Genomic DNA, 22275 nt, shown 5'->3' with positions numbered 1-22275 from the left:
GCAATTCCTTTATAGAGGCCGCGATCCAGTTCCGGGCGATGCCGTAAAATTTAACTGCCGGATCGGTAGTGATCCGGCTTGCGCGGACTCGCATTAAGGGCGTATTGGCGACGGATAACTACAAACCGGCACAACAAAATTTCACGTTGTTCGAGTGCTGGAAGCAGGATGCCGGGAGCACATCATGGTATCGAAGAGGGCGAAGAAACCCGCGAAAAAGGCCAGCAAGCAAGATAGCGCCATGCGCTCGGCACTGGCAAAGCACCTCACCGACGCGATCCTCCCCGGCGAGCCTTGCCTTGAAGGCGAAGACAGGAACGACGCGGCCGATTTCCTGCTGAAAGCCGCGCAGCATCGCGAGCTTGATCGGTCGTCACTGTTGCTAGAATCTGCGACAGAAGAACGCCGAATGCTCCGGATCGCCGTGGTCAATGACGACATGCCGTTTCTGGTCGACTCGATCGCAGCGACCATTGCCGCACAGGGGCTGAGCATCGACCGTCTGGTTCATCCGGTGGTTCCCGTTTCCCGCGATGACCAAGGTCAGTTGGTGAAGCTGGGCAAATCCGGCGATGATTTGGGATCGCGCGAGTCGATGATCTACATCGAAACGCCGCGCGTTGACGCGCGTCAGCGGCGCGAATTGCTCGCTCAATTGCGGGTGACGCTGGGCGATGTGCGCGCAGCTGTGAATGATTGGCCCAAAGCGCAGAGTGCGATGGCAGCTGACGCTGAAGTGCTTGAAGCCAGCAATCCCGAAGCCGCAGCGATGCTCGAATGGCTGAACGGCGGGATGCTTACCCAGCTGGGCCACCTGACGCGCAACCGCGATGGCAGCCACAGAGATGTGCACGGCATTTGTCGCAAGAGCGCCAAGGCGCTGCTGGCGGACGCTTCTTACGATCTTGCCTTCGAGTGGTTTGATCAGACGCCCAAGGGCGGCGAGCGCCGCGATCTGCTGATCATCAAGTCGAACCGCCTGTCCAATGTCCATCGCCACGTGCCGCTCGACCTGTTCATCGTGCCGCACCGCACCGGGCAGGGTAAGAGCAGCAAAGTCTCGGCGCTGTCGATCCATGCCGGGGTCTGGACCAGCGCGGCTTTGGCATCTCACCCTGAGAACGTGCCGCTGCTCCGCAAGATGGTCACCGAACTGACCGAAGAACTTGGCTTCGATCCCGGCGGGCATGCGGGCAAGGCTCTGGCCCACGCCTTCACGGTTCTGCCGCACGACCTGATCGTTTCGCTGGAAATGGCCGATATTCGCCAGCTCGCGACGACGATCATGAGCCTGGTCGACCGCCCTCGGCCGCGCCTGGTGCAGGTGCGTTCGCCACTCAAACGCCATGTTTTCGCGTTCGTCTGGCTGCCACGCGATACTCTGTCGACCGATGTGCGGCTCAAGATTCAAGACCTGTTGATGAAGCAGGCGGGAACGCAAGTTCTTGACTGGAGCCTTGAAGTCGAAGGCGGAGCGCTCGCCATGCTCGAGTTCATGCTCGACACGCGCGAAGCCTCCGGAAAACTCGATACCGCCGGGATCGAACGTGAACTTGAGGACTTGCTGCGCGGTTGGGGCGAAGCGGTCGAGCATCACCTTGCCGGTGGACCCGAGGGCTCGCGAGCCACCGCCATTGCATCGCGCTACGCCTCGGGATTCCCGTCGAGTTATCGCTTCCGCTACGGCGCGGAAGAGGCCGCGATCGACATCTCCCGCCTGCGTGCGCTTGCTGTCCAGGAAAGCGATACGGGAGAGCACCTGCGCGACGCCCGGCTGTATGGTCTTGCAAAAGACGAACCGGAAATTCTGCGGCTCAAGGTCTATCATCATCAGGGCATCCTGATGCTGTCCGACGCCGTTCCCGCGCTTGAAAATTTCGGCTTCACAGTGATCAAGGAAGTTCCAACGCTGCTCGATCCGCGGTCGCTCGGGACAATTCACGAATTCACCCTGTCGTTGCCCGAGGGGGACAAGGCTGCTCCGCTGCTCGACCGGGCATTCGTCATCGAACGGGCGATCACCGAAGTTCTGAACGGGCAGGCGGAGAACGATCCGTTCAACCGGCTGGTGCTGAGCACGGCGCTCGAAGCGCGCGAAGCCAACTGGCTGCGTGCCTTCTATCGCTACCTGCGACAGACCGGCATGAGCTTCACCATCTATACCGTGGTCGATGCCTTGAACGCTGCACCGGCGGTGACGCGGGCGATGATCGATCTGTTCGTCGCTCGCCACGATCCAGCCTTCGAAGGCGACCGTGACGAAGCCGCAGAGGCTGCGATCCAGAGCTTCACGCGCGGCTTGGCCAAGGTCTCGGCCATCAACGATGACCGTTTGCTTCGTCTTTACCGCGCCTTGATCGATTCCATCCTGCGCACCAACGCCTTTGCCGATGCCGCGCAAGAGGCGCTGGCGTTCAAGATCGATTCTTCGCTGGTCCCAAACCTGCCAAAGCCCGTGCCGTGGCGCGAAATCTTCGTCTATTCGCGCCGGGTGGAGGGCATCCATTTGCGCTCGGGCGCGATTGCGCGCGGCGGCCTGCGCTGGTCAGACCGCCGCGACGACTTCCGCACCGAAATCCTCGGGCTGATGAAAGCGCAAAAGGTCAAGAATGCGGTCATCGTACCGACCGGAGCGAAGGGCGGGTTTTATCCCAAGCAGCTCCCTTCACCCGCCAAGGATCGCGCAGGCTGGGCCGCCGAAGGGCAGGCGAGCTACGAAGTCTTCATTCGCACGCTGCTGTCGATCACTGACAACATTGTCGACGATTCGGTTGTGCACCCGAACGATGTCGTCATCCATGATGGCGAAGACCCCTACTTCGTCGTCGCCGCAGACAAGGGCACTGCGAGATTCTCCGATGTCGCGAACGGAATCGCGCAAGCCAAGGACTTCTGGCTCGATGATGCTTTCGCCAGCGGTGGATCGAATGGCTACGACCACAAGGCTATGGGCATCACTGCACGCGGCGCATGGGTGTCCGTTCAGCGCCACTTCCTCGAAATGGGAATCGACGTTCAGAAGGACAGCGTGCGCGTGGCCGGCTGCGGCGACATGTCGGGCGATGTGTTCGGCAATGGCATGCTGCTGTCGAAAGCGATCAAGCTGGTCGCAGCATTCGATCACCGCCACATCTTCATCGATCCCGACCCCGATCCCAAAGCCAGCTGGAAAGAGCGCAAGCGATTGTTCGATGCGCCAAGCTCAAGCTGGGAGGATTACAATTCCGACCTGATTTCCAGCGGTGGCGGCGTGTTCTCGCGCGATCAGAAGAGCATCAAGCTGTCGAAGAAAGCACGCGAGGCTCTTGGCATCGATGGCAAGGAAATCGAGCCCGATGCCCTGGTCAGCGCGATCATGAAATCGCCGGTCGACCTGATCTGGTTCGGCGGTATCGGCACCTACATCAAGGCCGAAACGGAGAGCAATTCCGATGTCGGCGATCCAGGTAATGACGCTCTACGTGTCAATGCCATCGAGGTGCGCGCCAAGGTCATCGGCGAAGGCGCCAATCTCGGCGTGACCCAAGCCGGGCGGATTGCGTTCTCGCTGAATGGTGGGCGGATCAACACCGACTTCATCGACAATTCGGCCGGGGTCGATTGCTCGGATAACGAGGTCAACATCAAGATCGCGCTGGCAGCCGCAAACCGCGCTGGCAAACTGTCCGACAAGCGCCGCAATGCGCTGCTCGAAGACATGACCGATGAGGTCGCCGATATCGTGCTTGAGGACAATCGCCTTCAAGCGCTTGCGCTGTCGATAGCCGAAGCGGGCGGGGCCGACGCCACCGCATCCTACATTCGCCTGACCGAACAACTCGAAGATCTCGGCGATCTCGACCGCCGAACCGAAGGACTTGCTTCAAGCGACATCCTGACCCGCCGTGCGGCGGACGGAAAGGGGCTGACCCGGCCAGAGCTGGCGGTGCTGCTATCATCGGCCAAACTGGTGCTGCAGGACGCAATCGAAGAATGCGGGCTGCCCGACGATCCGATCCTCGAAGATTCGCTGATCGCGATGTTCCCGGAGCCGATGCGCAAGAAGTTTGCGCCACGCATTCGTGAACACCGCCTGCGCCGTGAATTGGTTGCAACCGATCTGGCCAACCGGATCGTTAACCGCCTGGGGCTGGTACACGCTTTTGAACTGGCGGAGGAGGAAGGCGTCGGCCTCTCCGATGTCGCCGCCGCCTTTGTCGTTGTCGAGCGACTGTTTGATCTCGGCGCGCTGTGGTCGGAAATCGACTCAGGCAAGATGAACGAAGACGCGCGCATCGCGCTGTTCGACCGTCTCTCCGCTGCCGTTGGCAATCTGATGTCAGACGTGCTGCGTACTGCCTCTGGACAGGTCGAAGCGGGCGAGATGATTTCGCAATTGCGGGGCCGCGTGACCGATCTGACCGACGCTCGCGACGAATTGCTTTCCTGCGAGCCGCGCGAGCGGTCCCGGCAATTGCGCGAGCACTTTGTCGAACGCGGCGCTCCCGATGCACTAGCAGCGCGCGTGGCCAATCTGTTCGATCTTGATGGATCGATCGGTCTGGCGCAGCTCGCGCTCAAGACCGAGATCGACGCGCGGATGCTGACGCATGCCTTCACCGATATCGGCGAGCGGATTGGGCTGGATTGGGCGCAAAGTACGGCAGCCCATATGTCGCCTTCAGATATCTGGGAGCGTCTGCTGGTCGATGGATTGGCACGTGATTTCCAGCACATGCGGTTGGAATTCCTACGGCGGTTGATGCGCCGCAAGACCGGCAAGGACGACCCGCAAGGGGCCGTGGCGGACTGGGCGGAGCGCAATCAGGGCGCTGTAGATCAGTTCCGGAGCATGATCGGCAGAGCGCAGGCGCAACCGCCCATTGCCCCGGCTGTTCTCGCACAGATTGCCAGTCAGGCGCGTAACCTGCTCGAACGGTGAAGATCGCCCGCAAGCAATGCCAGCTTGACGAAGTGAAGCATTTGCGGGCACGCATCAGCGCATGGTGAGTGAGGGAAACGGGTCGGCTGGGCAGGCTGACGTTGTGATTGTCGGCACCGGCCATGGCGGTGCGCAGGCTGCGATCGCGCTGCGGCAAAAGGGGCATGAAGGTTCGATCATGATGATCGGGCGCGATTCCGCCCCTCCGTATGAGCGCCCTCCGCTCTCAAAAGAATACCTCGCAGGCGACAAGGGTTTCGAGCGGATCATGATCCGCCCCGAGAAATTCTGGGCCGACAAAGATATCGAATTGCGGCTTGGCAGCGGTGTCGCGGAAATCGACTGGATGGCGCACACGGTGACGCTCTCCGACGGAAACACCATTGGCTACCGCAAGCTGATCTGGTCGGGTGGGGGCGACCCGCGCAGGCTCCCATGCACCGGCGCAAATCGGAAGAACGTCTTTTACGTCCGGGACAAGCGTGATGCCGATGCGATGATGGCCGCGCTGGAGGCAGGTGCCAAACAAGCGGTGGTGATCGGTGGCGGCTACATCGGACTGGAAGCGGCGGCCGTGCTTCGCAAGCTTGGTTGCGGCGTAACACTGGTTGAAACCGAAAGCCGGGTCTTGAAGCGCGTTGCGGGCGAAGAGCTATCCCGTTTCTACGAGGAAGAGCACCGCCGCCAAGGCGTCGAAATCAGGCTTGAACGCGGCGTGACCGAAGTGGTCGGTGAGGACAGGCTGGCAACCGGCGTCAAGCTCGACAATGACGAGATATTGCCGTGCGACATGGTGGTGGTGGGAATCGGAATCGTTCCGGCGGTCGCGCCGCTGATCGCAGCTGGTGCCGCTGGCTCCAACGGGGTCGATGTCGATTTTTGCTGCCGCACATCGCTCGACGATATCTACGCGATCGGCGACTGCGCCGCGCACGCCAACCCCTATGCAGACCAGGCGGTGATCAGGCTCGAATCGGTCCAGAACGCGCATGACATGGCGAACACCGTGGCGAAGGCGATCATGGGCGACAAAGAGCCATATCACGCGCTCCCTTGGTTCTGGTCCAACCAGTATGATCTCAAGCTGCAGACCGCAGGCCTAAGTCTGGGATACGATGCGACCGTGCTGCGCGGCGATCCGGAAAGTCGCAAATTCACCGTGGTCTACCTGAAAGAAGGGCGCCCCATCGCATTCGACTGCGTGGGCACGATGAAGGACTATGTGCAGGGCCGCAAACTGCTCGAGAAGGGGATCGAGAAAGTCGATCCGGAGCTGTTGGCCGACACAGACGTGCCGCTCAAGGAACTGATTTAGGCGCGCAGTCTAGCAAGCGCCCATTCCGCTGCCTCGGCCACGACGGGATCGGGATCGCGCTGCAACGCCTCGACCGGGGCAATCAGGTTTGCATCGCCGCTGTTGCCAGCCGAATAGAGACAATTGCGGACGAACCGATTGCGTCCGATCCGTTTGATCGGCGAACCTGAGAACACTTTGCGAAATCCGGCGTCGTCGAGTGCCAGCAATTCGGCGAGTTTTGGCGCGGTCAGCTCGGCGCGTGGGAGGTATGCCCGCGCCGCGTTGGCGGTTTGGGCAAACTTGTTCCAGGGGCAAACCGCGAGACAATCGTCGCAGCCATAGATGCGGTTGCCCAGCGCTTCGCGGAATTCCTCGGCAATCGGGCCTTTGTGCTCGATTGTGAGGTACGAAATGCAGCGCCGCGCATCGAGCTGATAGGCGCTCGGGAAGGCGTCCGTGGGACAGCTGTCCAGACAGGCGCGGCACGAACCGCATTGATCGCGCTGCGGCTGCGACGGTGACAGATTCAGTGTCGTGTAGATCGCGCCGAGAAACAGCCAACTGCCATGCTCGGGGCTGACGAGATTTGTGTGCTTGCCCTGCCAGCCAACGCCAGCTGCTTCGCCGAGCGGCTTTTCCATCACTGGCGCGGTGTCCACGAAGACTTTCACCTGCGCCTCTGGCCGTTCCACCACAAGCCACCGGGCCAGCGCCTTCAGCCGCTTTTTCACGACATCATGATAGTCCTTGCCCTGCGCATAGACCGATATCCTTGCGCGATCCCGGTGTGCTTCCAGCGCCATAGGATCATGCGCGGGGGCATAGCTCATGCCGAGCGCGATCACGCTCTGCGCTTCAGGCCACAGCCCTTGCGGCGAACGGCGATGGTGCGCGCGTGCTTCCATCCACTCCATCGAGCCGTGGTGGCCTTCGCCCAGCCATTGTTCGAGGCGCTCGGCCCGCACCGGATCTTCGCCCGCGCTCGCGATCCCGCAGGCAGCAAAACCCAGTGCCCGTGCCTGCTCTTCGATCCGCTCCGTAAGATCACCTGTCATCGCGCCGTTAACCATGCTTGGGGTTGCTCCCGTTTAGTCCTGCGCGTTAACCGTGGCACTCATGCATATGGCGATAGGCGAACACATGTCGGCGAGCAATCGGGCCGCACCCCCTTCTGAAATCCGCAAGCTCGCAATCGAGGCGCGCGGACTGGTGAAACGCTTCGACGGCACCTTGGCGGTGGCAGGCGTGGACCTGTCGGTGCCCGAAGGCGCGATCTACGGCGTGCTCGGACCCAATGGCGCGGGCAAGACCACCACATTGCGCATGTTGCTCGGCATTATCGACCCGGACGAAGGCGTACGCCGCATTTTCGGGCATGATCGTCCGCACGAAATCGGCCGCTTGATCGGATACCTGCCAGAAGAGCGCGGACTGTATCCGGCGATGAAAGCGATTGAAGCGATTGCCTTCATGGGGGCGCTGCGCGGGCTGCCACTGGCCGAAGGGCGCAAGCGCGGACTGGAATTGCTCGAACGCCACGATCTCAGTCACGCAGCAGATCGCCAGATCCGCCAGCTGTCGAAAGGCATGGCGCAGACCGTGCAATTGCTCGGAACCTTGGTTCACCAACCGAAACTGGTGGTACTCGACGAACCGTTTTCCGGCCTCGATGCGATCAACCAGGGCAAGCTGGAGCGTATGATCCGCGCCTTGGCAGAAGACGGGGTCACGGTAATTTTCTCAACCCACGTCATCCACCATGCCGAGCGCCTGTGCGAAGGTGTCGCGATCATCGCCGGAGGCAAGGTGCCTTATGCGGGAAGCGTCGAAGCGGCACGCGACCGCATCCCGGCACAGGTACGCCTCGAAACCCGAGCGCGCGAAGGGGGTTGGACTTCGGCCCTGCCCGAAGACGCGCGGCGCGAGGGGGATTTCTTCTATTTCTCGCTGCCGGAAACCGGGGTCGAGCCCTTGCTCAAGCAACTCATCGACGGCGAGGCGGGTATTCTGTCGCTTTCGATCGAGCGCGCTGGCTTGCATGATGCATTCGTCGCCATCGCCGGTGAAGCAGCCGCTCGCCAGCTTGAGGCCGATCAGGCGGGAGAAGCGGTATGAGCGATTTCGATCAAGCCACAGTCGTCGCCAATCCGCGCCTCTCGCGGCTCGAGGCCGCCTGGGTCATCGCCCGGCGCGATTTCATCGCCGTGCTGTTCAGCCGCGCCTTCCTGTTCTTTCTGATCGGGCCGCTTTTCCCGGTGATCGTCGGTGGCCTCGCGGGGAGCATCGGCAAGCAAGTCTCCGTCCAAGCGGTCAGCACCGAAATCGGCATCGCCATGAGCACCGAGAACAACGCCAAGATCCTCGCTGCACGCGAACAGCTTGTCGGCGAATTAGGCGGAGGATTGCCTGAGCTGCGCGAAGTGCCCGAGGCCCAGAGCGAGCCGGACTTCGACGCCAAGGAATTCCTCGATCAACGACGCGGCAACTACGCAGCCATCGTCACGGGAACGCCTGAAGCGCCTGAACTCGTCGGCACCGAGGGCCAGGTGAACCGCTGGGAAGGTCCGATCGGGCTAATAGCCGCAGCATCGCTTCGGGCCGCGCCTACCGAATTTCCTGCGATCAACCAGACCATCGTTGCCAGCAGCGCGGCATCGGAACGCTCGACCCGGACCCGCACCGCACAGGCAGCGCAAATGGTGCTCTTCCTGCTGACAATGCTGCTCGCGGGCATGGTCCTATCCAACCTCGCCGAGGAAAAGGGCAACAAGATCATCGAAATCCTTGCCGCCGCCATCCCGATGGACGCGGTGTTCATGGGCAAGCTGTTTGCGATGCTGGGTGTTTCCTTTGTCGGGATCGCTGTGTGGGGCGTTGCGGGATGGGGCTTCTGGACCGTGGCCGAGGACGCGATCATCACGGTGACCAACACCGATTTCGCCAATCTTCCCGGCCCGGCGGTGGGTTGGCCGCTCTTCATTGCACTTGGCATCGTCTATTTTTCGATGGCGTACCTGCTTCTGGGAGCGCTGTTCCTGACGATCGGCGCGATGGCGAACACGGTTCGCGAAGTGCAAACCATGTCGATGCCTGTGACGATGATGCAGCTGATGGTGTTCTTCCTCGCCGCCTATACGATCACACAGCCCGGATCCGCGCTCGAGATGTTTGCGATGATCTTCCCACTGTCCTCGCCTTTCGCGATGCTGGCACGCGCCGCTCTTGACGAGACATTGTGGACGCATGCTGCGGCGATTGCGTGGCAAGCGGTGGCGGTCGTCATCCTAGTCAAAGGCGGGTCGATGTTGTTCCGCAAACGCGTGATGAAATCGGGCGGCGCAGGGCACGACAAGACCAAGCGCCGCAAGTGGGGCTTTGGGTCACGCGGCAGCGCGAACGCTACGGCGGAGCCAGCGGAATAGGGCCAGCCGAATAGGTCGCAAATCGCAACCCACTATTGACATGGGTGTCAGTTAAGGCAGGATGCGAATCGAGGAACCGGCTGCACCATAAGAAGACCGAAGCACTGCCGGACGGGAGAGTAGAATGGCGACAATGGCCCCAGAACGTCCAAAGGTGCGCACCAGCCCTACGGCTTACCAGGCGCTGAAGGCGCATTTCGAAAAGCACCCTGAAGAACGCCCGCAGCATTCGCACAAATGGGACGTCAGCCGCAGCGACATCTACTTTGAGGACCGCTGGCAGCCGATCTTCAAGGAAATGCAGGACGCAGGGCCGCTGCACTACATCCCGGAAAGCCCCTACGGCCCCTATTGGGCAGTCGTCGGCCACAAGGCGATCCAGCATATCGAAGCACTGCCCGAGACTTTCTCGTCCAGCTGGGAACATGGCGGGATCACGATCCTCGAACGGCTGAGCGAAGAAGAGCTTGAAGAAAGCACTGCCGATCGCCGCGAATTGCCGATGTTCATCGCGATGGATCGGCCACAGCACACGGGCCAGCGCCGTACGGTCGCGCCCAAATTCACGCCAAGCGCGATGACCGACATGGAAAAGGAAATCCGCCGGCGGACAGGCGAATTGCTCAACACGCTGCCGCGCGGCGAGGTCTTCGATTGGGTCGACACGGTCTCGATCGAACTCACCACCGGAATGCTGGCAATCCTGTTCGGTTTCCCTTGGGAAGATCGCCGGATGCTGACTTTTTGGTCCGATTGGTCCGGGGACACCGAACTCGCCACGGTTCGCGAACTCGACGAATTGCGCTGGGAACTCCTCCACGAAATGGGTGCCTATTTCCAGTCGCTGTGGATCGAGCGGACAATGGACAAGGAGCCGGGCAACGATCTCATTTCGATGATGATCCACTCCGAAGCCATGAACCAGATGCGACCGGAGGAATTCATCGGCAATCTCGTGCTGCTTATCGTCGGTGGCAACGATACAACCCGCAATTCGATGAGCGGGTTCATTCACGCGCTCGACAAATTTCCCGATCAGCGCAAACTGTTTGAGGAAAATCCCGAAATCATCCCCAATACGGTGCAGGAAATGCTGCGGGTTCAGACCCCGCTTGCGCATATGCGCCGCACCTGCACCGAAGACACCGAAGTGTTCGGGAAGACGATCAAGAAGGGCGACAAGGTTGTGCTGTGGTATCTCGCGGCCAATCACGAAGAAGAAATCTTCCCGGATCCCCACAAGCTTGACCTAAACCGTGAAAACGCCCGTCGGCATATCGCGTTCGGCTATGGCATCCACCGCTGCGTTGGTGCGCGCCTGGCCGAGCTGCAATTGCGCGTCCTGCTTGAGGAAATGCACAAGCGGCGGATGCGTGTGCATGTTGCGGGCGACGTTGAGCGGGTTCGGGCAAACTTCGTCCACGGTTTCCGCAAGCTTGAGGTCGAAATCACCGAATTCTGACGCGGCGTTTTCCGCGCCAAAACGTAACCTTTTCCCGTTTGCCTGCGTATCTGGTGTAGAGACCTTTTTCCAAGGACGGGATAACTATGCGCTTCGCACAGATACATCGCAGAAAATTCCTCGCAGGCGCAGCGGTTGCCGTTGCCGCCCCGGTACTTGCCGGTTGCGGTGCGACACCGGCTGAAGCCAAGAAGAACTTCCGCGTTACCAAGACACCGGCCCAGTGGCGGCGCAAACTGTCTCGCGCCGAATATCGCATTCTGCGCGAAGCCGGGACCGAACGTGCCTTCAGCTCACCGCTCGACAAGGAAAAGCGCAAAGGTACCTTTGTGTGTGCAGGCTGCGGCAACAGGCTGTATTCCTCAGCGCACAAATACGACAGTAAGACCGGTTGGCCGAGCTTTTACAAGGCGATCGACAAGGGCGCTGTGGGCACTTCGACCGATTACAAGATCGGCTATCCGCGCACCGAAGTGCACTGCGCCGATTGCGGCGGCCACCTGGGGCACATTTTCGGCGACGGACCAAAACCGACCGGCAAGCGCCATTGTATCAACGGCCTCGCGATGGATTTCGTCCCAGCCTAGACCTGCGCTGCAGCTGATAGAGCAATCATCGGTAGAGCCGGGAGTAAAGCAAACACCACTCCCATTGTGGCGAGAACGCGCGGCGCAGGGCGTTTCATATTTCGGATAGCCCGCAGCCAATGCCGCACTTGCCAAGCAAGCGGTGCGGCGGCGAGCGCGCATGCAATTGCGCCAAATCGTGCATCGAGCACCGACACCAGCAACGCAGCGCCCAGGATAATGGCATAATCCCCCCAGAACCGGCGCAGCCAGTCACGAGACGATTGCGCGAGGTTCATGGCAGCTATCACTCCGATAATGGGCGTAACCCCGTATTGCAGGATGGTTGCGAAGCCCTGGTTCCAGATCGGCAAACCCGCATTGGTCGCCGCTTGATCGTCTGCCAGCCCAAGCGGGCCCGCAAACAGAACCGCACCGGCTGAACCAAGAAATACGAGACCAATCCCGCCAAGGCGCATGGCCGGAGGAATGGGTTCCAGCTTGGAAAGTGCAGTGAGTGCAACCGCGCTCGCGGCAAAAACTCCGAGGTGCAGCAGACTGACTGTGCCCGAATAGTTCGCTGGATTGGCAAGCAGGAAAGTCAGCGCATACAGCGCTCCGCTGGCAATCGCGAGTGACTGAGAAGCGCTGACCAACCAGTCGCGGGCATTGCGGTCCCGCAGCCAGCGTAGCGCAAGAACGCCGAATATGGCCGCGACCAGCAACAGGCCATCGGTTGAGATTGCGAGCAATACAGCGCAGCTCACTCCGAGACCTATGCCCGCGATGCGCGGCTGACGGGACATGAGGGCGTTTACCGCAGTGAGAACGCAAACGATCTGCCACGCCAGGAAATCGATCCGTTCCGAAGCCAGCCCGAACATGACCGGTATGGAAATAGCCATCACCAGAGCGGCAAGCGACGCCTCCTCATCCCCCATCAGTCGCCACGCGATCCGCGCAACAAGCATCATCGCGCACAGCAAGGCGGAGAGCGATACGATCGCCAAAGCCATCAGCTTGGCATTCGCGGCTGCCACAAAAGGTGAGAGGGCAGCATGCACAAGCCAAATTGGAACATCGACCAGCCGATCAACGCCGTCAAAACTTGGCAGAGTTGCTCCGCCCATATCGCTCCAATGGACCGCGACTAGAACTGTCGCGACAAGGCTCCAGGCGATCGCAACGCGGGCGATGAATTCGATTGGAAAGGCATTGCGGCGACGGTCGACCAACATAGCCTCAGTCTCCCCGCCGAACTTGTGCCGGAGCGATCATGGTGTCGCTGTCCAACATCCGGAAGGCGAGCACGGAAAGCGCGCCGAAAACATCGGCGCCGTGCTGTCGGATTCTTGGCTGATGGGCGTTCCCCATCCCGTTCATTCCCCCGATCAATGGGCCAAAACATTGGTCCACTGCCCGGAATGAACGATATTGGTTAGGACCCGGTAAACGCGCGAGGCGGCCCCTCGACCGGAAATGTTATTCCTCAAGTAGAGCGGGAGCCTGCAACCGAGCGGCCATCCGCGCAAAATCTCCCAACGTGAACGTGTCGTCGAACACGACCCCGTAATTCTGATCGCGCCGCCAGCGCACTTTGGCGCGTACTTCGTTTAGCTCTTCACCCTCGATGCGAAGGTTCTGATCGATCGCAAACAGACCATCACAGCTGAACCGCGCACCTTGTTGAGAGAGGTTTTCGACGATCGCTTCACAGGATTGCGTGAGCGTGCTGACGGTGATGGGAAAGCACAGGCCCAGCCGCAAACCGCGCTTGGGATATTCCCCGGACTCGGTGATCAGCTTTGCAACCCGGACCGGCTCTGTGAATTCGAACCCAGCCTCGTTCCCGCGCTCCCACACGCTGCGGATCGTGTATTGGGTGCCTCCGGGCAGCTCCAGATCGAAAGTGTCGCTTTTGGGCAGCTTGTGAAACAGCCGGACGCTGACGCCTGTCTCGGACACATCGCGTATGACGCAGACAAACTCGCCCTGATCGGCGATCAGCTTGGCAGCGCGGATCAATAGCGTGAAGCGCGGCGCGGCACGCTTATCCGCGCCCGAGACCGCATCGGCCGACAGCTCTTCTTCGGACTGCGGTGACTTCGCTGCAATATCCATGGTCGCTCGCCTTGGCTCGCATCAGCAATGTCGCTGAGCGGAGCGTCGTGTGATCCCTAACCCAATCAGGCTCTGGCCTAACTTCCCCGGAGTTAAGACAGAGATAATGGACCATAGGGGATTGATGAATATTGCAGTATTTCTTCGCAATACTTGTCGTCAAGACATCCAAGGTCACGCCAAATTCCTCCTGCGCGCGTGTTTAGGAGCTTTCCCGTCGCAAGGAATTGGCGCTTTGGGACAGGACAATCTCGAACTCGAAGAGTTAGCAAGCGCGACTGCGCGCCGGCTGGTCAGGCCGTCCCCCGGAGAAGTGAGCGAAGTGAATTTTCGCGAGAGAAAAACTGGTGCGGGTGGCGGGACTCGAACCCGCACGATCAAAGATCAGGGGATTTTAAGTCCCCGGCGTCTACCATTCCGCCACACCCGCCCATTTGCCTGAGCCGCGCGCCGCGATAGCCAGCCGTCTTGAGTCAAGCAAGCGGGCACCCCTTGCGCAGGCGCCCCCAGCGCTCCATTTGGAATGGCAGCTAGCGATCGTCACATTTCAAGGGGCACCTCATGGCGAATGAAGTGGTGGAGACGATCCAGCCAGCGGTGGTCCTGCTGGGCCTCGGCATTGGCGCTGCTCTGGTTTCAAGGGCGTGCAAACTCAATCCGATCGTCGGATATCTGGTCCTAGGTCTCAGCCTGGCCTCGCTCGGCTTTGCCGATGATTTCAGCGGTTCGGTGGTCGCGACGCTCGCCGAGGCGGGGATTATGTTCCTGCTGTTCAATCTCGGCCTGCATTTTTCGCTTGGCCGGATACGGTCCGAAGCGGCGAATATCTTTGGATTTGGCAGCCTGCAGATGCTGGTTGCAGGAGGCGCGTTCGCTGGCCTGTTTTACGCGTTTGGCTTGCCCATGGAATTCGCGGTGATCGGCGGGTTTGCCATGGGGCTGTCATCGACGGCCGTCGTAATCGGCCTTGTGCGTGAGCGCGCGCAAGAGGATTGCCCTGTGGGGCGGGCCGCACAATCGATCCTGATTTTTCAGGACATCGCTGCGATCCTCTTGCTCGTCGCAGCCGGTGCCTTGGGAACGGGCGGAGCCATGCTCCCCGCATTGGGGGCAGCCGGTGCCAAAGCCTTGGTGGCTTTCGCGATTGCAGTCTTGTTTGCGCGTTATCTTACCGAGCCGCTCTTCCGGTTGATTTCGCGGGCAGGCAGCAGCGAGGTTTACACCGCGACCGCCTTGTTCATTGCGCTGGCGGCGGGCTGGGCGACTGGCATGTCGGGCCTTTCCCTGACGCTCGGCGCCTTTCTGGGCGGCATGGCGGTCGCGGATTCGCGCTATCGCATCATGGTCCAGACTGAGATCGACGCATTTCGCGGGCTGTTTCTGAGCTTCTTCTTCATCTCGGTCGGGCTGGCGATCAATCCGGCCATTCTGGTCGAGAACTGGCTCCTGGTGATAGCGGCAGCGACCGGTCTGATTGTGCTCAAATGCGGTCTGAACGTGCTTGCGGGTCTTGCCAATCGTTGGTCGGTGCCAGGCTCGATCCAGCTTGGTTTCCTGCTCGGACAGGGCAGCGAATTTGCTCTGGTCCTGTTCGCGATGCCCGCCGTTGCCGGATTGGTTGAGCCCCGCCTCATTTCCATCTTTGTCACGGCCATCGCAATCAGCCTTGCCGTTACGCCGCTGGTTTCGAACCTAGGGCGCAAGCTTGCAGGCAAATTACGCGCTGGACCGCCCGACGAAAAAATGGCGGGTGACGATGCGCCTGTGGTGATCATCGGGCTCAGCCCGTCAGGGCGCGCGGTGGCAGATGCGCTTGCCTTCAACAATGTCGGCTATCTCGCGGTCGAAGCCAATCCGGAGCAGTTCGAAACGGCGCTTGCCGATGGCTATCAAGTGCATCAGGCGAACCCCGCCGATCCGCGCAGTTGGGACGCGCTGGGAATGGGCAAACGCGAAGTTGTGCTGGTCGCGACCGGCAACACGGAAATCTCGCGCGAACTGACTCCGTTGGTGCAAGAACGCCTGCCCGGGATTACCCGGATGATAGCCTTGCGCGGCTCCGATGCGGTTGAAGAGTTTACCGATCTTGGCATGCTGCCGGTGGATGTCACTTCGGCGCACGGCATTGAACTGCTCGTCGATTCCGTTTTCAAGGCGATCAATATCGAGCGCAAGCGTCCGGTTCGGGAACTCACGCTGGAAGAAGTCGCACTGGAAGCGGCCTGACCGATACTGATGTTGGGGTTGGCGCTGAAGCGCCGACCTTTAGTCGTCGTTCAAGCGGCGACGGATTTCCTTGCCCGCCTTGAAGTACGGCACACGCTTGGCCGGCACGGAGACCGCTTCGCCAGTGCGCGGGTTACGACCAGTGCGGGCTTCGCGTTCGCGTGTTGAAAACGCACCAAAGCCGCGCAGTTCAACCCGGCCGCCTTCGGACAATCGCTGCGCGATCTCATCGAAGAAGATATCGACCACTTGCTCGATCTCTTCTGCGCGCAACTCCGGATTGTCTTTGTGAAGTTCCTGCAGCAGTTCGGATCTGATCATTTAGACCTCCCCACGAATCCGTCGGACCTGCATACCCACGGTTCGCCGCTTGTGCGGGCTAGCCCGCTGTTCCCAAAAATTGCGCTCCGACCCGAAGAGCACTCTAATTTGATAGTGCCAGAGCAGAGCCTTCGCCGCAAGCGATGGTCGAAATAATGCTGGTTAACGGGGTGGTCGCTGCTCAGCTGCGCTCAAGCAGGCGAGCGAGATCAAGGCCAAGCCGCTTCATGCGCGAGCGGATTTCTGGCCATTCTTCGCTGAGGAACTGATCGCGTTCACGTTCTCGCAGGCGCTCTGCCGCGCCATCGACAACGTACATGCCGACGCCGCGCTGGACCTCGACCAGACCATCATTCTGAAACTGCTGATACGCCTTGGCCACTGTCAACGGGTTAGCCCCTTGTTCGGCAGCAAGCGCGCGGACCGAAGGCAGCATCTTGCCTTCGGGATAGACGCCTTCAATGATGGCGGCCGCGATTTGATCGCGCAGTTTGAGATATACGGGTCGGCTTTGGCTCATGACATCCTCGTTAGGTGCATCAGTGCCATAATACAGCCATGCGCGTCAAGCTATCGCCAATGCGGCACTACGCGCTGCAGTGGGGTCGAATTGGACGAAATGCTTCACCGTTCGACGGACCGACAGGTCGAGCGTCCAATCCGGTGGACATCGATTGGCTTTCGGGTCAAGACGCATAACGCCTTGGAATACGGGGGACCTCAATGTCGCTTTCTGGTTTCGCTCGCGCACGGTTTGCTGCGCTGACTGTCTTGGGAAGCGCATTTGCGCTTGCCGCTTGCACCACCACCGGCTCGGCCAATTCTGCCAGTAGTAGCGCCAGCAGCGATGATGATGAGCCGCGCTTTGCGGCCTTGACCGAAGCCGAAGGCCCTTTCCCCTCTACCTACTCCGCCTATCCCGGCGTCGAGACGCTGATCATCCCGGCCACCGTCTATGACGGGGCTGGCGGCAGGATCGACAATGGCTGGGTGCATTTTCGCGGTGGCAAAATCGTCGCGGTTGGCGGTCCGACCACCGCGCCGCCAGACGTCGCCAATGTGATCGACGGCAGCGACAAGTTCGTCACACCGGGCATCATCGATATCCATTCACACCTTGGCGATTATCCAAGCCCTTCGGTGCAGGCGCATTCCGATGGCAACGAAGCAACAAGTCCAACCACGCCAGATGTCTGGGCCGAGCATTCGGTCTGGCCGCAGGATCCCGGTTTCAGCCGGGCGATGGCCAATGGCGGCATCACTGCCCTGCAAATCCTGCCCGGCTCCGCGAACCTGATGGGCGGACGCTCGGTAACGCTCAAGAATGTGCCAAGCCGCACGGTCCAGGGCATGAAGTTCCCCGGTGCGCCTTACGGCTTCAAGATGGCCTGCGGTGAGAATCCGAAGCGGGTCTATGGCGGACGCGGGCGCAAGCCCTCGACCCGGATGGGCAACTTCGCCGTGAACCGCCAGACCTGGTACGACGCGATCGACTACGCCAACAAGGACGAATCCGATCGCAAGCGGGACCTTGGCAAGGAGACGCTGGCGGGCGTTTTGGCTGGCGATATCCTGGTTCACAACCATTGCTACCGCGCCGATGAAATGGCGCTGGTCATGGATATGGCCAAAGAGGTCGGGTACAAGGTCACCGCCTTCCACCACGCGGTCGAAGCCTACAAAATCGGCGATCTGCTGCGCGAAAACGACGTGTGCAGCGCGATCTGGGCCGATTGGTATGGCTTCAAGATGGAAGCCTATGACGGCATCTTGGAAAACGCGGCTCTGCTCCAGAAAGAAGGTGCCTGCGTCGTTATCCACTCGGACAGCGACAACGATATCCAGCGCCTCAACCAGGAAGCCGCCAAAGCACGCAAAGCGGGTCTGCGGATGGGGATCGAGATTTCCGATGCCACGGCGATCCAGTGGATTACGCTAAACGCGGCCAAGGCGATGGGCATCGCCGACATGACTGGCAGCCTCGAGCCCGGCAAAATGGCCGACGTGGTGCTGTGGAACGGCGATCCGCTGAGCGTCTATTCGCGGCCGGAGAAAGTCTGGATCGACGGCGCGCTGATGTTCGATGCGATGGATCGCAAACGCCGGCCGGTGAGCGATTTCGAGCTCGGCCAGCCCGGTGAAGGAGACGTGAAATGAAGACGCTTCTCACACTCGCAGTCTCCGCCTTTGCTCTCGCCGCCACACCCGCCGCTGCGCAGGACTTCGTCATAGCCAATGCGACCGTGGTCAAAGGAGACGGCAGCGAACCGATCGAGAACGGTGCTGTCATAGTTGAAGATGGCAAAGTGATCTTCGCCGGCGCGAGCGCTGGACAGTCGTTTGAGACAGATATGGTGCTGGACGTGAATGGAGCCTTCGTGACTCCCGGCCTGTTCGCCACCATCACTACCCTCGGCATCTGGGACGTTAGCGCGGTACGCGATTCGAATGACACCCGCGCAGGCGGATCGCCGTTCAGCGCAGCGCTGGACGCCGCGCCGATCGTCAATCCCAGCTCACAGCACATTCTCGTGCACCGCGCCGCTGGGATCACCCGCGCTGCGACGACGACGCTGCCTTCGGGTTCGATCTTCGCCGGACAGGGCGCTATTATCGATCTCGATTCGGACGCTAGCCCGATTATGCAAGCCCGCGCGTTCCAGATGGTCGATCTGGGCGAAAGTGGTGCCCGGATTGCAGGCGGAAGCCGGGCTTCAACGCACACCTTGTTCCGCGCGGCTCTGCGCGAGGCGCAAGCGCTGATCGGAGCAAACGGCACACCGCAAACGACCGAGATCACAAAGGGCGAGGACGTCATGCTGAGCCGCTTCGATGCGGAGGCACTCGTGCCGGTCGTGCGAGGCAGGCAGAAGCTTTACGTTTCGGTAGAGCGTGCGGCGGATATCCGCGTCGTTATCGGCCTCAAGCGTGAATTCTCACAGCTCGATCTGGTTATCGTTGGCGCCAGCGAAGGCTGGTTGGTCGCGAATGAACTTGCCGCATCCGGCATTCCGGTGATCGCCGACGGTCTCGATGATCTGCCAGCAGGCTTCGATGAACTCGCGGCGACCCAAAGCAATATCGGCCGAATGGCCAAGGCCGGAGTGAAAGTCGCGATCAACGCCGCTTCGATGGAAGATCCTCGCCGATTGCAGCAGCACGCTGGTAATCTGGTTGCGCTGACCAAGGTGCCCGGCGCCGACGGGCTGAGCTGGGGCAAGGCTTTTGCTGCGATCAGCTCGATTCCAGCGGATATCAGCGGAATGGGCGGACGCGTGGGCGTGCTCGCTCCGGGCGCAGTAGGCGATGTGGTGATCTGGGATGGCGACCCGCTTGAAGTCGGCTCGGTGCCGACAAGGGTCTATATCGGCGGTGTCGAACAACCTCTTGGCAGCCACCAGAGCCGTCTGAAAGAGCGCTATCGGGACCTCGATGAAAGCGACTTGCCCAAGGCTTACGATTGGTAAGGGGTTAAGTCGCCGGCCACTGGCCGCGTGTCTCGCCCTCTTCGAAAAGGTGCTTTGAACCCCATTCCGCCATCTCGCGATAGAGCGGCACCAATGCGTGCGCGCTGTCGGTCAACACATAGCGCGCGCGTTTGCCCTCGGGCGGTTCGCGCACCAGCAAACCTGCTTCCTGCAAAATTGCCAAGCGTGACGTCAGCGCTGCGCGGTTGATCCCTAGCCGATCGACGAACTGCTCGAACCGGTCCACGCCCAAGAACGCCTCCCGCAAGATCAGGATAACCCAGCGATCGCCAAGCAGCCGCGCGGTGCGGCCAATCGGGCAGGGGGAACGCGAAGGGCGATAGCTTTTCATGCAGTCTGCATATCAGACTTGCGCTGGTCGCTGGCAAGAGGCATAACATCTGTAAAGCAGACTTTATGCGAGGCGCCACATGAGCAATTCCCGGTTTGATTCTCCCGAAGCGTCTCTCGAATATATGCGGAAAGTCGCAGTGAAGGGCTCTGGCTTCACCAACTGGCTGCAAGTCGAGCCGCTGAAGGTCTGGCAGGGCGAATCCGAACTGCTCCTCGAGTTGCGAGCGGAGATGACTCAGCACCACGGATTTGCACACGGGGCGATCGTCGGGCTGATGGCGGACAATGCCTGCGCTTGGGCCGGTGCGTCGGTCGTTGGTGACGTCGTGACTGGCGGATACACGATCAACTTTCTGCGCCCGGCACAGGGCAAGCGCCTGCGCGCAAAGGGAAATGTGATCAAACCCGGCAAACGACAGGTCATCGTTCGCGCCGATGTTTGGGCGGAAGGTGGCGAGTCCGATCCGGTCCATGTCGCCACCGCGCAAGCGACCATCATTCCCACCGGGCTGGCTTCCTGATACCGTTCCGCCGGGCCGCCCGCTCCGTCCACCCTTCCACCCGGAGCCTACCGGGACACAATCCAAGTGGAAGGGTGGAGGGAGCGGGTGGCGAGGGATCCATAGGAGACACCCATGGACGGGGCACTTATCGAACTTATCTTGGCCAATGCGGCCTTTGTCGGAACCCACTTTGCGATGTCGCATCCGCTGCGTGCGCCGTTGGTAAAGATGCTCGGCGAGGTCGGTTTCCAGATCGCCTATTCGCTGGTCAGCATCGCCACGCTCGCTTGGATCTATTTCGCCTTCACAGCCGCTCCGCCCGCCGATCTGCCCGGGAGCGGTGATATCGGATGGGGTATCGCCACCCTTTTGACATTGCCCGCGATGGTGCTGTTCGCCGGATCGATGGCGGGAAATCCAGCGCTCGGATTGCCCGGATCGGAAGACATGGCCCGGGCCGAGCCCAAGGGTGCATTCCGCGTCACGCGCCACCCGATGATGTGGAGCTTCGCGCTTTGGGCGCTTTCGCACATGGTGCTGTTCTGGAGCATGCGGACGATGATCACTGCGTTCGCCATGGGCTTTCTCGCTCTGGTCGGAGCGCACATGCAGGACCGCAAGAAAGAGGTACTCATGGGCGATGCATGGGAGACCTGGGAGAGCAACACGAGCTTTTGGCCACGTCTCGGATCGCTTTTCGGAGTTGGCACAGGACCGTGGGCGATCGGGCTGATCCTGTTCGTCTTCCTCAGCTGGCTACACCTGCCAATTGGCGGCATCGCGGCCGGTATCTGGCGCTGGTTCTAGCCGCCCCGCTCCTGCCACAGCGCAAGTATCCAGTCGCGCCGCGCAACTTGCGAACGCGGTTCGAAGGTCAGACTATGCCCTGATCCCTCGTATGGCTGAAAGACGGCGTTATCTGCCTTCTGACTTAGCGTCCTTCCCTGTTCGAACGGGATCAACGTGTCCGCATCGCCGTGTTGGATCAGGATCGGCATGTCGAGGTCGTCGATCTTCTCAGCGTTGCGATATTGATCGCGAACCAACATCCTCGCCGGCAGCCACCACAGATTGCTTTGCGCCGCTTCGGGGAGAGAAGTAAAAGGAGCGACAAGGATCAGCGCGGCGGGATCGTGACGCAGCGCCATCTCGGTCGCCACGCCGCTTCCAATTGAATTGCCGATGATGATCGTTTCTTCGCGCGCGATTTGCTTGTCGGAGAGCCACGCCATCGCCGCTTCGCCATCGCGGTAGAAGCCTTGCTCGGAAGGGTCGCCCGAATTGCCGCCATAGCCTCGATACTCGACCAGCAAGCTGCCGAATCCAGCCTCCGTCAGTCCGATGTTCGAAATGCTGGCCTCGGCAAGCGTACCGCCATTGCCATGGAAATAGACGACAGTGGGCAGGCCATCGGCTGCTTCCCGATAGAACGAACGCAGGCTCAATCCGTCGGAGGTTTCGAGCTGCACTTCCGAATAGCCCGGCGTCAGTGGCGCGGGCGTTTGCGGCGCGGGATAGATAAAGCGTGACTGAAACGACCAGAGCACGACCAGCAGTACGACATAGAGGGTCGCGACGAAGACCAGCGCGTTGAACAGCAGCCTCATGTCGGTGC

Annotated in this window: 18 protein-coding genes and 1 tRNA gene; 11 read left to right on the top strand and 8 right to left on the bottom strand. The window is 60.7% G+C overall.

All coding sequences use genetic code 11. The annotated features are described in order from the left end of the window. Positions 1-184: 184 nt before the first annotated feature. The gene (locus tag Q0837_RS15765) at positions 185-4921 is read left to right on the top strand and encodes an NAD-glutamate dehydrogenase domain-containing protein (protein ID WP_298470981.1); all 4737 of its coding nucleotides are present in this window, start codon (positions 185-187) and stop codon (positions 4919-4921) included. 61 nt (positions 4922-4982) lie between these two features. Then, positions 4983-6236, top strand: coding sequence for an FAD-dependent oxidoreductase (locus Q0837_RS15760; RefSeq protein ID WP_298470979.1), 1254 nt, complete (start codon positions 4983-4985; stop codon positions 6234-6236). Here Q0837_RS15760 and queG read toward each other — a convergent pair. Further along, on the bottom strand, positions 6233-7288 hold the full coding sequence (queG, locus tag Q0837_RS15755; RefSeq protein WP_298470977.1) for a tRNA epoxyqueuosine(34) reductase QueG: 1056 nt from the start codon (positions 7286-7288) through the stop codon (positions 6233-6235). The two genes, Q0837_RS15760 and queG, sit on opposite strands and share 4 nt — an antisense overlap. Before the next feature lie 70 nt (positions 7289-7358). On the opposite strand from queG, the gene Q0837_RS15750 reads away from it, so the two are divergent. From Q0837_RS15750 to msrB, 4 genes are all read left to right on the top strand, one after another. Beyond that, positions 7359-8333 (top strand): ABC transporter ATP-binding protein, encoded by a 975-nt coding sequence (locus Q0837_RS15750; RefSeq protein WP_298471799.1) that lies wholly within the window; start codon positions 7359-7361, stop codon positions 8331-8333. Then, positions 8330-9640, top strand: a complete 1311-nt coding sequence (locus Q0837_RS15745; protein WP_298470976.1) for an ABC transporter permease — start codon at positions 8330-8332, stop codon at positions 9638-9640. The genes Q0837_RS15750 and Q0837_RS15745 overlap by 4 nt, the downstream gene beginning before the upstream one ends. Positions 9641-9764: 124 nt before the next feature. Continuing rightward, positions 9765-11102: a cytochrome P450 gene (locus tag Q0837_RS15740; protein WP_298470975.1), complete on the top strand. Its 1338-nt coding sequence runs from the start codon at positions 9765-9767 to the stop codon at positions 11100-11102. An 86-nt stretch (positions 11103-11188) separates the two neighbouring features. Further along, entirely contained in the window at positions 11189-11689 is a 501-nt protein-coding gene (gene msrB / locus Q0837_RS15735; protein ID WP_298470974.1) for a peptide-methionine (R)-S-oxide reductase MsrB, read from the top strand. On the opposite strand, the gene Q0837_RS15730 is transcribed toward msrB, so the two are convergent. The 3 genes from Q0837_RS15730 to Q0837_RS15720 form a co-directional block, all read right to left on the bottom strand. Then, the gene (locus Q0837_RS15730) at positions 11686-12906 is read right to left on the bottom strand and encodes a hypothetical protein (RefSeq protein ID WP_298470973.1); all 1221 of its coding nucleotides are present in this window, start codon (positions 12904-12906) and stop codon (positions 11686-11688) included. The two genes, msrB and Q0837_RS15730, sit on opposite strands and share 4 nt — an antisense overlap. A 244-nt stretch (positions 12907-13150) precedes the next feature. After that, positions 13151-13789, bottom strand: a complete 639-nt coding sequence (locus tag Q0837_RS15725) for a PilZ domain-containing protein (protein ID WP_298470971.1) — start codon at positions 13787-13789, stop codon at positions 13151-13153. 345 nt (positions 13790-14134) lie between these two features. Continuing rightward, positions 14135-14219 (bottom strand) — tRNA-Leu (locus Q0837_RS15720). Positions 14220-14350: 131 nt separating this feature from the next. On the opposite strand from Q0837_RS15720, the gene Q0837_RS15715 reads away from it, so the two are divergent. After that, the gene (locus Q0837_RS15715; protein ID WP_298470970.1) at positions 14351-16015 is read left to right on the top strand and encodes a cation:proton antiporter; all 1665 of its coding nucleotides are present in this window, start codon (positions 14351-14353) and stop codon (positions 16013-16015) included. A gap of 39 nt (positions 16016-16054) precedes the next feature. On the opposite strand, the gene Q0837_RS15710 is transcribed toward Q0837_RS15715, so the two are convergent. Together Q0837_RS15710 and Q0837_RS15705 are read right to left on the bottom strand one after the other, a co-directional pair. Beyond that, positions 16055-16336 carry an integration host factor subunit beta gene (locus tag Q0837_RS15710; RefSeq protein WP_298470969.1) on the bottom strand — a complete coding sequence of 94 codons (282 nt, stop codon included), beginning with the start codon at positions 16334-16336 and terminating at the stop codon, positions 16055-16057. A gap of 181 nt (positions 16337-16517) precedes the next feature. Further along, positions 16518-16856: a GntR family transcriptional regulator gene (locus Q0837_RS15705; RefSeq protein ID WP_298470966.1), complete on the bottom strand. Its 339-nt coding sequence runs from the start codon at positions 16854-16856 to the stop codon at positions 16518-16520. Positions 16857-17059: 203 nt separating this feature from the next. Here Q0837_RS15705 and Q0837_RS15700 point away from each other — a divergent pair, with 203 nt between their 5' ends. Both Q0837_RS15700 and Q0837_RS15695 read left to right on the top strand, forming a co-directional pair. After that, positions 17060-18493, top strand: coding sequence for an amidohydrolase (locus tag Q0837_RS15700; protein WP_298470965.1), 1434 nt, complete (start codon positions 17060-17062; stop codon positions 18491-18493). Next, positions 18490-19803 carry an amidohydrolase family protein gene (locus Q0837_RS15695; RefSeq protein ID WP_298470963.1) on the top strand — a complete coding sequence of 438 codons (1314 nt, stop codon included), beginning with the start codon at positions 18490-18492 and terminating at the stop codon, positions 19801-19803. Before Q0837_RS15700 ends, Q0837_RS15695 begins: the two co-directional genes overlap by 4 nt. A 4-nt stretch (positions 19804-19807) precedes the next feature. Here Q0837_RS15695 and Q0837_RS15690 read toward each other — a convergent pair whose 3' ends face one another. Further along, complete coding sequence (locus tag Q0837_RS15690) at positions 19808-20155, bottom strand: helix-turn-helix domain-containing protein (protein ID WP_298470961.1); 348 nt, start codon at positions 20153-20155, stop codon at positions 19808-19810. Positions 20156-20234: 79 nt separating this feature from the next. Between Q0837_RS15690 and Q0837_RS15685 the strand changes: the two genes are divergently transcribed. Together Q0837_RS15685 and Q0837_RS15680 are read left to right on the top strand one after the other, a co-directional pair. Next, positions 20235-20678, top strand: coding sequence for a PaaI family thioesterase (locus Q0837_RS15685; protein WP_298470959.1), 444 nt, complete (start codon positions 20235-20237; stop codon positions 20676-20678). A 114-nt stretch (positions 20679-20792) separates the two neighbouring features. After that, on the top strand, positions 20793-21467 hold the full coding sequence (locus Q0837_RS15680) for an NnrU family protein (protein WP_298470957.1): 675 nt from the start codon (positions 20793-20795) through the stop codon (positions 21465-21467). Here Q0837_RS15680 and Q0837_RS15675 read toward each other — a convergent pair. Further along, complete coding sequence (locus Q0837_RS15675; RefSeq protein ID WP_298470955.1) at positions 21464-22267, bottom strand: alpha/beta hydrolase; 804 nt, start codon at positions 22265-22267, stop codon at positions 21464-21466. The two genes, Q0837_RS15680 and Q0837_RS15675, sit on opposite strands and share 4 nt — an antisense overlap. Positions 22268-22275 lie beyond the last annotated feature (8 nt).

Source organism: uncultured Erythrobacter sp., from assembly GCF_947499705.1.
GTDB lineage: Bacteria > Pseudomonadota > Alphaproteobacteria > Sphingomonadales > Sphingomonadaceae > Erythrobacter.
Note: the sequence above shows the minus strand (reverse complement) of the source record. Positions and strands in the feature narration are given on the sequence as shown.